Here is a 9,950-nt window from a genome sequence, read left to right on the forward strand (position 1 = left end):
ACTTTCACCAAAGTCCAAGACTTAGTCTTAGACAGTGGACGACACTCTTTGATTTCAACTAAGTCGCCTAGGCCACATTCGTTGTTCTCATCATGTGCGTGTACTTTAGTCGTGCGCTTAACGAATTTACCGTAGATTGGGTGCTTTACGAAACGCTCGATAGCAACAGTGATAGACTTGTCCATCTTGTCGCTAGTAACACGACCTTGTTGGGTACGAATTTTGTCGCTCATTATGCGCCTGCCTTCTCAGTCAAAACAGTTTTCACACGTGCGATATCACGGCGGACAGCTTTTAGAGTATGAGTTTGCTGTAGCTGACCAGTTGCAGCTTGCATACGCAAGTTGAACTGCTCTTTAAGCAATGCTAATAGCTCAGTATTAAGCTCTTCAACGCTTTTGTCGCGTAGATCTTGTGCTTTCATCACATCACCTGCTTAGTTACAAATGTAGTCTTGAATGGCAGTTTACGTGCCGCTAGGCGGAACGCTTCACGAGCCAATTCTTCAGGTACACCATCAACTTCGTACATAACCTTACCAGGTTGGATTTGGGCTACCCAGTACTCAACGTTACCTTTACCCTTACCTTGACGAACTTCTAGCGGTTTTTCTGTGATTGGTTTGTCTGGGAACACACGGATCCAGATTTTACCTTGACGCTTAATGTGACGTGTCATCGCACGACGTGCCGCTTCGATTTGACGCGCAGTTAGACGACCACGGCCTACAGCTTTCAAACCAAAAGAACCAAAGCTAACTTCAGTACCTTATGCTAGACCACGGTTACGACCAGTATGCATCTTACGGAACTTAGTACGTGTAGGTTGTAGCATCTGTCGACTCCTTACTTACGGCCTTTACGCGGTTTCTTCGCAGGCTTATCAGCCTTAGGCTCAACAGCGTTTGCAGCTGGCATACCACCAAGGATTTCGCCCTTGAAGATCCAAACTTTAACGCCGATTACACCGTATGTGGTGTGAGCTGAAGAAGTTGCGTAATCAATGTCAGCACGTAGAGTGTGTAGAGGCACACGGCCTTCACGGTACCACTCAGAACGTGCAATTTCAGCACCGCCTAGACGGCCACTTACTTCCACTTTGATACCTTTAGCGCCTAGACGCATAGCGTTTTGTACTGCGCGCTTCATAGCACGACGGAACATAACGCGACGCTCTAGTTGAGACGCGATGCTATCAGCCACTAATTGACCGTCTAGCTCAGGCTTACGTACTTCAGCGATGTTAATTTGCGCTGGTACACCTGCAATTTTAGCTACAGCTGTGCGTAGCTTCTCAACGTCTTCGCCTTTCTTACCGATAACAACGCCTGGACGAGCAGTGTGAATAGTCACACGGATGCTCTTCGCTGGACGCTCGATAACGATACGTGAAAGAGACGCTTTTGACAGTTCTTTAGTTAGGAACTGACGTACCTTGAAGTCGCCGTCTAGGTTGTCAGCGAAATCTTTGGTATTAGCAAACCATGTAGCATTCCAAGGCTTAACGATGCCAAGACGAATACCATTAGGATGTACTTTTTGACCCATTGCTTACTCTCCTAGTCTCTTAGCGATCTGCGACAACCACAGTAATGTGGCTTGAACGCTTCAAGATACGATCCGCACGGCCTTTAGCACGAGGCATAATACGCTTCATGACAGGGCCCTCATCTACGAAGATTTTAGCGACACGTAGATCGTCAATGTCAGCACCTTCGTTGTGTTCCGCGTTAGCGATTGCTGACTCAAGAACTTTCTTAACTAGCTCAGCAGCTTTCTTGTTGCTGAATGTTAGAAGTTCTAGAGCTTGGTCAACTTTCTTACCGCGAATTTGATCTGCAACTAAGCGAGCTTTCTGAGGCGAAATGCGAGCAAAGTTATGTTTAGCTAATGCTTCCATCATCTACTCCTTAACGCTTCTTAGCTTTCTTATCCACGACATGGCCGCGGTAAGTGCGAGTTGGTGCAAATTCACCAAGTTTGTGACCGATCATCTCGTCAGTTACGAAAACTGGAACGTGTTGACGACCATTATGGACAGCGATGGTCAAACCGATCATTGTAGGAATGATCATTGAACGACGGGACCAAGTCTTAATAGGCTTTTTGTCTCCGCTTTCCACCGCTTTCTCTACCTTCTTCAGCAAGTGTAGGTCAATAAAAGGACCTTTCTTGAGAGAACGTGGCATGGCTTATCCTCTTAAATAGATTACTTATTGCGACGACGTACGATGTACTTGTCAGTGCGTTTGTTGCTACGAGTCTTGTAGCCTTTAGTTGGCACACCCCAAGGAGAAACTGGGTGACGACCACCAGACGTACGGCCTTCACCACCACCATGTGGGTGGTCAACCGGGTTCATTACCACACCGCGAACGGTAGGACGAACACCACGCCAACGGCTTGCACCAGCTTTACCTAATTCACGTAGCATGTGCTCTGCGTTGCCTACTTCACCGATTGTTGCACGGCCTTCAGACAATACTTTGCGCATCTCGCCAGAACGTAGACGGATAGTTACGTATGCACCGTCGCGAGCAACGATTTGAGCATATGCACCAGCCGAACGAGCTAGCTGACCACCTTTACCAGGTTTTAGTTCAACGTTGTGTACAGTTGAACCTACTGGGATGTTACGCATTGGCATCGCGTTACCAGCTTTGATTGGCGCATCAACGCCAGACTGGATAGCATCACCAGCTTGAACACCTTTAGGTGCTAGGATGTAACGACGCTCACCGTCTGCGTACAGAACTAGAGCGATGTTTGCGCTACGGTTTGGATCGTATTCAAGACGCTCAACTTTCGCTGGGATACCATCTTTAGTACGTTTAAAGTCAACCAAACGGTAGTGTTGTTTGTGACCACCACCGATGTGACGTACTGTGATACGACCGTTGTTGTTACGACCGCCGTTCTTAGAGTTTTTCTCTAGAAGTGGCGCGTAAGGCTTACCTTTGTATAGGTCAGCATTAACAACTTTAACAACGTGACGGCGACCAGCCGAAGTCGGCTTACATTTAACAATAGCCATTTTTCAACTACTCCTGTTATTCCGCGCCGCCAACAAAGTCAAGATCTTGACCTTCGTTAAGAGTAACGTACGCTTTTTTCACGTCTGAACGACGGCCTTGGCGAACCCCTTGACGCTTGGTCTTACCCTTAGTGATAAGAGTATTTACAGACTTAACTTCAACTTCAAATAGCTTTTCTACAGCTGCTTTGATCTCTTTCTTAGTTGCATCCATTGATACTTTGAAAACGATAGTGTTCGCTTTCTCAGCTGCCATAGTTGCTTTTTCAGAGATGTGCGGTGCACGTAGAACTTTTAGTAGACGCTCTTCACGGATCATGCCAGCATCTCCTCAACTTGCTTAACTGCATCAGCAGTCATAAGAACCTTGTCAAATGCGATTAGGCTAACTGGGTCGATACCAGTAACGTCACGCACGTCAACTTTGTATAGGTTACGAGCAGCTAAGAATAGATTCTCGTCTACTTCACCAGTAACGATTAGTACATCGTTAAGTTCAAGTTCTTTCAGCTTAGCTGTTAGTTCTTTAGTTTTTGGTGCATCTACTGAGAAGCTTTCAACAACGATTAAACGCTCTTGACGAACTAGCTCAGAGAAAATGCTCTTCATAGCACCACGGTACATTTTTTTGTTTACTTTTTGGCTGTGATCTTGTGGTTTCGCAGCAAAAGTAACACCACCTGTACGCCATAGTGGACTACGGATAGTACCAGCACGCGCACGGCCAGTACCTTTTTGACGCCATGGCTTAGCGCCACCGCCAGAAACTTCTGAACGTGTTTTTTGAGCACGAGTACCTTGACGAGCACCTGCTGCATACGCAACAACTACTTGGTGTACAAGAGCTTCGTTGAACTCACGTCCGAAAGTAGTTTCGGAAACAGTTAGTGCGTTAGCACCTTTAACCATCAATTCCATTACTTACTCCTAGACGTTATGCTTTAACTGCTGGTTTGACGATAACATTACCGCCAATTGAGCCAGGGACTGCGCCTTTGATAAGAAGCAGATTGCGCTCAGCATCAACACGTACGATCTCAAGGTTTTGAGTCGTTACACGCTCTGCACCCATGTGACCAGACATTTTTTTGCCTTTAAACACGCGACCTGGAGTCTGACATTGACCGATAGAACCAGGAGCACGGTGAGACAAAGAGTTACCGTGAGTCATATCTTGAGTACGGAAATTCCAGCGCTTAACAGTGCCTTGGAAACCTTTACCTTTAGATGTACCAGTAACGTCTACTTTTTTGATTTCGTTGAAAAGTTCAACAGTTAGTTCAGCACCAACTTCAAACTCTTCGCCGCTTTCTAAGCGGAATTCCCAAAGACCACGACCAGCTTCTACACCAGCTTTCGCAAAGTGACCAGCTTCTGGTTTTGATACGCGGCTAGCTTTCTTAGCACCAGCAGTTACTTGGATTGCTGTGTAACCATCGTTTTCAAGTGTTTTCACTTGAGCAACACGGTTAGCTTCAACTTCCACAACTGTTACTGGGATAGAAATGCCTTCTTCGGTAAATACGCGGGTCATACCCACTTTACGTCCGACTAGACCAATCATTCTTCTAATCTCCCTTAACCTAGGCTGATTTGAACATCAACACCAGCAGCAAGGTCTAGACGCATTAGAGCATCTACAGTCTTGTCAGTTGGTTCAACGATGTCGATCAGACGCTTGTGAGTACGGATTTCGTACTGGTCACGTGCATCTTTGTTTACGTGTGGAGAGATAAGAACAGTGAAACGCTCTTTACGAGTAGGTAGTGGAATAGGACCACGAACCTGCGCGCCGGTACGCTTAGCTGTTTCAACGATTTCCGCTGTAGAAGCGTCGATTAGTTTGTAATCGAATGCTTTTAGGCGGATACGGATGCGTTGGTTCTGCATGAGACAGAGCTCCAATAATTAAAAATTACACAAACAATATCGCCACTCAAACTCGTTAAAACGAGAGAATGCCGATTGATTTATGTGAAACCGTAGTACCCAGATTGGGCACATTGTCAGCTAATAGGTGATTAACCTCAGTTATCTAAACTAGATAAGCATGAGCTAAATTTTAATTAACTGCGAACATAAGCTGAGTATACATTACCTGACAAACCTGAATTTTATAAAAACCTAGGATTTATCAGCTCCTCGCTGCTCATTGGTTCACAACTGGCTTAACCAGTGCGCTGCATTATACAGATCACAGTTTCACATGCAAGGGTTGTTTGAAAATTAAACGGGGAAAGTTTGAGCGGTTGGGTTGGTGGGGATTGGACAACAGGGAAAACTAACAACCTTCTCGCTCCCATGCTCCTGCGTGGGAGCGTTGCTTTAAGTTGAGGTATGCATTCCCACGGGGACCGTGGGAATGAGAGTGTGTCACGTTATTTCACTGCCGCAATACGTTGACGGACAGCTTCAAATAGACATACACCTGAAGCAACAGAAACATTCAGGCTTGATACCGAGCCCGCCATCGGGATCTTAATCAGGTCATCACAAGTTTCTCGGGTCAGACGACGCATTCCGTCTCCCTCGGCTCCCATAACAATCGCTAAAGGGCCAACGAGTTTGCTTTGGTAGATATCATGCGTTGCTTCGCCAGCCGTGCCAACAAACCAAACGCCTTTTTCCTGCATCGCACGCATAGTGCGAGCAAGGTTAGTCACGCGAACCAATGGTACTGTCTCTGCTGCACCACAGGCCACTTTGCTGACGGTGGCCGTCATTGGTGCTGACTTATCTTTAGGTACAATAACCGCTGCCACACCTGCCGCATCAGCATTACGCAGACAAGCACCTAAGTTGTGTGGGTCAGTGACACCATCAAGCACTAAGAATAATGGTTGCTCTGTTTGGTCAACAATCAGCTCTAAATCATGCTCGTTAAGCTGTCTTGCTGGTTTTACTTTGACAATCACGCCTTGGTGATTGGCTCCTTGCGCTTTGTCATCAAGAACTTTGCGGTTCATTTCCTGAATCGACACACCCAGCCGTGCCAGTTCATTAAGCACAGGTAGTAAGCGGTCATCCTGACGACCTTTCAGTACATAAGCTTCCACAAAGCGAGCAGGATCTCGCTCTAACACCGCTTTTACTGCGTGGATGCCATAAATTAGTTCGTTACTCATGCGTTACCTATTTGTTCTTTTTCGCTCTTGCCTTACCGGCTTGAGCGCGAGCTTTCTGTTTACGAGCCTTAGCGGATTTACTCGTTTTATTCTTTGCCTTGCCTGTACCATCATCCGGACGTTTAGTGGCTTCAATCATGGGTACGGCTTTACTGTCAAGGTTGGCGGCTGCCTTTTTACCTTTGGCTTTGGTCTTCGATTCCGTCGCTCGTTTCTTGGCAGTCTTACCAGCGCCGCGTAGCTTACGACTTGTTTCGACGATTTCAAAGTCAATTTGTCTATCGTCAAGGTTCACAGATAACACCTTCACTTTGACCGAATCACCCAAGCGGTAGGTATTACCAAATGACTCGCCAATCAATCGTTGACCTATTGGATCAAATCGATAGTAGTCATTGGCTAGGGTAGAAATGTGTACTAAGCCGTCAATATGTAGGTCTGCTAAACGCACAAAGAAACCGAATCCAGTCACATTAGCAATAACACCTTCCAACTCTTCGCCAACATGATCTTGCATGTACTCACATTTGAGCCAATCTGACACTTCACGAGTAGCATCATCGGCGCGGCGCTCGGTCATCGAACACTGTTCGCCGTAGTAATTCATATCGTCAAATGAGTAGTGGAAACCACCGGTTGGAGTCCAGCGATCTTGGTTACGTCCTTCATGTTTGGCAATCAGATACTTAATCGCACGATGCAACAATAAGTCAGGGTAACGTCGAATTGGTGAGGTGAAGTGAGCGTAACGCTTCAACGCCAAACCAAAGTGCCCTGCATTATCAGGGCTATATATTGCCTGCTTCATAGAGCGTAGCAACATAGTTTGGATCAGCTCTTTATCTGGGCGTTCACTAATTTGCTGCATGAGATGGGCATAGTCGGTCGGTGATGGTTCTAACCCGCCAGATAACTCTAAACCCAATTCACCAAGAAAATCTCTAAAACCCATCAGACGTTCTTCGCCCGGAGTTTCGTGAATACGGTACAGAGCAGGCTCTTTGGCTTTTTCCACCAATGAGGCGGAAGCAATGTTGGCCATGATCATACATTCTTCAATCAGCTTATGAGCATCATTGCGGATCAGTGGCTCGATGCTTTCTATCTTACGCTCAGGAGTGAAAATAAATTTGGTTTCAACCGTTTCAAATTCAATCGCGCCACGCTGTTCACGCGCCACTTTGAGAACTTGATACATTTTATGTAGCTGTTCAAGGTGTGGCACGAGATCACTATAACGTTCGCGCAGTTCTTCATCCCCTTCGAGAATGTCATGAACCTTAGTGTAGGTTAAGCGGGCATGTGAGTTCATCACCGCTTCATAGTGTTTGTAACCAGATAGCTTACCGCTTTCCGAAATGGTCATTTCACACACCATACACAAGCGATCCACTTGCGGGTTGAGTGAGCATAGGCCATTTGAAAGCACTTCTGGCAGCATAGGAACCACTTGTGATGGGAAGTATACCGAGTTACCACGGTTAATTGCTTCTTTATCTAAAGCAGTGTCCGGACGCACATAGTAGCTCACATCGGCAATCGCGACCCATAAACGCCAACCACCACCTTTTTTCGCTTCACAGAATACCGCATCATCAAAGTCACGGGCATCTTCACCATCGATGGTCACTAGCGGCAAAGCGCGTAAATCAACTCGCCCCTGCTTGGATTCTTCTGGTACTTCTTCGCCTAAACCCGCCACCTGTTTTTCCACTTCATCTGGCCATACATGAGGAATTTGATGAGTACGAATGGCTATTTGCGTTTCCATGCCCGGTGCCATGTTCTCGCCCAGCACTTCCACAACATTGCCCATCATGCCACGATTACGCGAGCCACGATCGGTCAGTTCGATGACCACCACATTACCCATACGAGCACCGCTACGCTGCTCGTTGGGAATTAAAATGTCCTGATGAATTCGTGAGTCATCAGGCACAACATAGGAATAACCATGCTCAAAGAAGAAACGACCGACAATTTGTGTTTTACGTTCTTCCAATACGCGAACTAAGCGCCCCTCTTTTCTGCCGCGTTTATCCGTGCCTGCAGGTTGCACTAATACATAATCACCATGGATGATGGTTCTCATTTGATGGTGAGGCAAAAGAATATCGTTATCTTTATTGGTGTTGCCATCTGGGCGAACCCAGCCATAGCCATCCTTATGACCAATCACATAACCTTTAATTAATTCGAGTTTTTCAGGCAGTGCGTAACATTGGCGGCGGGTAAAGACTAACTGACCGTCTCGTTCCATCGCGCGCAGGCGGCGACGCAGACCTTCATACTGATCTTCACCGGAGAGATTTAATGCTTCAAACAAATCATTACGATTCATTGGCACATTAGCTTGAGTTAAAAATTCGATGATGAACTCACGACTCGGGATCGGATTTTCGTAATTATCGGCTTCGCGATCCGCAAACGGATCAATATAGATGGAATCAGACATAGGCAGACCTACTTAATGTAAGAGGGAGTTAAAGTATATCCTACTGCGCAGCCAAGCTTAAGGATAAAAAGTGAGTAATACTAATAAGATAGTTGCTATCAACAATCTTTGAAGTAATAAAGGCGAAATTCAGTGCAGAAAGGAATGAAGTTCACGCCCAATTATCGAATTTGAGCATGAACCGATTAGATTTTTGTATACGTAGCTTTTGTATATATAGCTTTTTGTATACATAGCTTTGTGTACTGTATAGTGGTAAGAACGTTTACCAGAAGGTTTCACGACGCTTAGCGCGTGCGATAACATTTTCAGGCATACGCATTTCCAATCCCTGACGGAGGATGTTAATGCGATTATGCACTCGTTGATCCGCCGTTGCCGAGTTATACAACCAACGATAGGCATCTTCGTAATCGAGTGGACTGCCGTAATCCCGCAGCAGCAGTTCCGCTAACTGAATACGAGCATTCAAGTTACCCATAGACGCCGCTTCACGCAAATACGGTATAGCGCGTTCTTTATCCTGCTGAACTAAGGTTCCTCGAGAATAATAACGACCAAGCTGCTCGAGTGCCGTTGGCAACCCTTGATGGGCAGCATTTTCCATGTAGTACAAACCTAGCTCGACATCCTGATCGACACAGACCCCCCACGCCAACATGTCGCCATACAAAAATTCGTATGCCGGCAAACTGATGCGAGTGGCACGTGCAACGATATCTTCCACCAACTGACAATTGTCGGCTTTGACTCGTTCCAAATGCTTGTTTTCTTCAATCAATTTTATGAGTTCAGCTTCTGTATAAATTGGTACAGGCTCCCCCACATCGGCCACGGCTGCGTGACTAAACGAGGAATGCAATGCCAATATGAGAGAAGCTGCTACCGTTCGTAGCTTCATACATGCACTCTTACTTAATTCCGATAGCCATACTACTCAAGTATTTTGAGTATAGCGTTATTACGCATCATGACTGGTTTGATTTTTTATCGGCGATTAAGCGGATCTCTTTAGCTCAAAGCTGTAAATAATCGGCAATTAATTGCCACTAAAGTACAAAATATCATCACTCTCAGCTCTCGGTATAATCGAGTAGGGTGAGGCGTTACCGCCTCATCCCTCTCACAGAACCGTACGTACGGACCTCGTATACGGCTCATGCATACTTCCATTCAGCATAATTGCTAAACACATACCCTGTTCCTACTTGCTCAAGATTTACCAACCCCAGTTCGTTGAACCATTGGTTTGGCATCGCATAACTGGCTAGAGGACTTTGCGCATTTCTCCAACTACTCATTCGGATAAATCTAAACGGCGGCTTATATCCAAGCTG

The 9,950-nt window shown here is 46.1% G+C and carries 13 protein-coding genes and 2 pseudogenes; all 15 read right to left on the minus strand.

Annotation, left to right across the window (positions count from 1 at the left end; all coding sequences use genetic code 11):
* On the minus strand, positions 1-233 hold a 233-nt coding region (gene rpsQ, locus ACK5MF_RS14745), incomplete at its 3' end, for a 30S ribosomal protein S17 (protein WP_416923354.1).
* Positions 233-424: a 50S ribosomal protein L29 gene (gene rpmC, locus ACK5MF_RS14750; RefSeq protein ID WP_416923355.1), complete on the minus strand. Its 192-nt coding sequence runs from the start codon at positions 422-424 to the stop codon at positions 233-235. The genes rpsQ and rpmC, both read right to left, overlap by 1 nt.
* Positions 424-834: pseudogene (rplP, locus tag ACK5MF_RS14755) on the minus strand (50S ribosomal protein L16). The gene rpmC and the pseudogene rplP overlap by 1 nt, the downstream one beginning before the upstream one ends.
* 11 nt (positions 835-845) lie before the next feature.
* Positions 846-1,547 (minus strand): 30S ribosomal protein S3, encoded by a 702-nt coding sequence (gene rpsC / locus ACK5MF_RS14760; RefSeq protein ID WP_042485192.1) that lies wholly within the window; start codon positions 1,545-1,547, stop codon positions 846-848.
* Positions 1,548-1,566: 19 nt separating this feature from the next.
* Positions 1,567-1,899, minus strand: a complete 333-nt coding sequence (gene rplV / locus ACK5MF_RS14765; RefSeq protein ID WP_042485189.1) for a 50S ribosomal protein L22 — start codon at positions 1,897-1,899, stop codon at positions 1,567-1,569.
* A gap of 10 nt (positions 1,900-1,909) precedes the next feature.
* Positions 1,910-2,188 (minus strand): 30S ribosomal protein S19, encoded by a 279-nt coding sequence (rpsS, locus tag ACK5MF_RS14770; protein ID WP_042485188.1) that lies wholly within the window; start codon positions 2,186-2,188, stop codon positions 1,910-1,912.
* A gap of 20 nt (positions 2,189-2,208) precedes the next feature.
* A complete protein-coding gene (gene rplB / locus ACK5MF_RS14775; protein ID WP_416923356.1) occupies positions 2,209-3,033 on the minus strand; it encodes a 50S ribosomal protein L2 in 825 nt (274 codons plus the stop codon).
* Positions 3,034-3,049: 16 nt separating this feature from the next.
* Positions 3,050-3,352 (minus strand): 50S ribosomal protein L23, encoded by a 303-nt coding sequence (rplW, locus tag ACK5MF_RS14780; protein WP_165310141.1) that lies wholly within the window; start codon positions 3,350-3,352, stop codon positions 3,050-3,052.
* Positions 3,349-3,951 carry a 50S ribosomal protein L4 gene (rplD, locus tag ACK5MF_RS14785; RefSeq protein WP_102941165.1) on the minus strand — a complete coding sequence of 201 codons (603 nt, stop codon included), beginning with the start codon at positions 3,949-3,951 and terminating at the stop codon, positions 3,349-3,351. Before rplD ends, rplW begins: the two co-directional genes overlap by 4 nt.
* 16 nt (positions 3,952-3,967) lie before the next feature.
* Positions 3,968-4,597, minus strand: coding sequence for a 50S ribosomal protein L3 (gene rplC, locus ACK5MF_RS14790; RefSeq protein ID WP_416923357.1), 630 nt, complete (start codon positions 4,595-4,597; stop codon positions 3,968-3,970).
* A gap of 14 nt (positions 4,598-4,611) precedes the next feature.
* Positions 4,612-4,923 (minus strand): 30S ribosomal protein S10, encoded by a 312-nt coding sequence (gene rpsJ / locus ACK5MF_RS14795; RefSeq protein ID WP_001181007.1) that lies wholly within the window; start codon positions 4,921-4,923, stop codon positions 4,612-4,614.
* 488 nt (positions 4,924-5,411) lie between these two features.
* Positions 5,412-6,158, minus strand: coding sequence for a 23S rRNA (guanosine(2251)-2'-O)-methyltransferase RlmB (gene rlmB / locus ACK5MF_RS14800; RefSeq protein WP_416923358.1), 747 nt, complete (start codon positions 6,156-6,158; stop codon positions 5,412-5,414).
* 7 nt (positions 6,159-6,165) lie between these two features.
* Positions 6,166-8,613, minus strand: a complete 2,448-nt coding sequence (rnr, locus tag ACK5MF_RS14805) for a ribonuclease R (RefSeq protein WP_416923359.1) — start codon at positions 8,611-8,613, stop codon at positions 6,166-6,168.
* Positions 8,614-8,878: 265 nt separating this feature from the next.
* Entirely contained in the window at positions 8,879-9,514 is a 636-nt protein-coding gene (gene motX, locus ACK5MF_RS14810) for a flagellar protein MotX (RefSeq protein WP_416923360.1), read from the minus strand.
* A 256-nt stretch (positions 9,515-9,770) separates the two neighbouring features.
* A pseudogene (locus tag ACK5MF_RS14815) lies at positions 9,771-9,950 on the minus strand (group II intron reverse transcriptase/maturase); the annotation flags it as partial.

The sequence above is a fragment of the Vibrio sp. genome, assembly GCF_047973365.1.
Taxonomy (GTDB): domain Bacteria; phylum Pseudomonadota; class Gammaproteobacteria; order Enterobacterales; family Vibrionaceae; genus Vibrio.

Excerpts from the sequence above, each read along its gene's own strand:
- rplV (WP_042485189.1), bottom strand. The coding sequence starts at position 1,899 with ATGGAAGCATTAGCTAAACATAACTTTGCTCGCATTTCGCCTCAGAAA.
- motX (WP_416923360.1), bottom strand. The coding sequence starts at position 9,514 with ATGAAGCTACGAACGGTAGCAGCTTCTCTCATATTGGCATTGCATTCC.
- rplD (WP_102941165.1), bottom strand. The coding sequence starts at position 3,951 with ATGGAATTGATGGTTAAAGGTGCTAACGCACTAACTGTTTCCGAAACT.
- rpmC (WP_416923355.1), bottom strand. The coding sequence starts at position 424 with ATGAAAGCACAAGATCTACGCGACAAAAGCGTTGAAGAGCTTAATACT.
- rpsS (WP_042485188.1), bottom strand. The coding sequence starts at position 2,188 with ATGCCACGTTCTCTCAAGAAAGGTCCTTTTATTGACCTACACTTGCTG.
- rpsJ (WP_001181007.1), bottom strand. The coding sequence starts at position 4,923 with ATGCAGAACCAACGCATCCGTATCCGCCTAAAAGCATTCGATTACAAA.
- rnr (WP_416923359.1), bottom strand. The coding sequence starts at position 8,613 with ATGTCTGATTCCATCTATATTGATCCGTTTGCGGATCGCGAAGCCGAT.
- rpsC (WP_042485192.1), bottom strand. The coding sequence starts at position 1,547 with ATGGGTCAAAAAGTACATCCTAATGGTATTCGTCTTGGCATCGTTAAG.
- rplC (WP_416923357.1), bottom strand. The coding sequence starts at position 4,597 with ATGATTGGTCTAGTCGGACGTAAAGTGGGTATGACCCGCGTATTTACC.
- rplB (WP_416923356.1), bottom strand. The coding sequence starts at position 3,033 with ATGGCTATTGTTAAATGTAAGCCGACTTCGGCTGGTCGCCGTCACGTT.
- rplW (WP_165310141.1), bottom strand. The coding sequence starts at position 3,352 with ATGATCCGTGAAGAGCGTCTACTAAAAGTTCTACGTGCACCGCACATC.
- rlmB (WP_416923358.1), bottom strand. The coding sequence starts at position 6,158 with ATGAGTAACGAACTAATTTATGGCATCCACGCAGTAAAAGCGGTGTTA.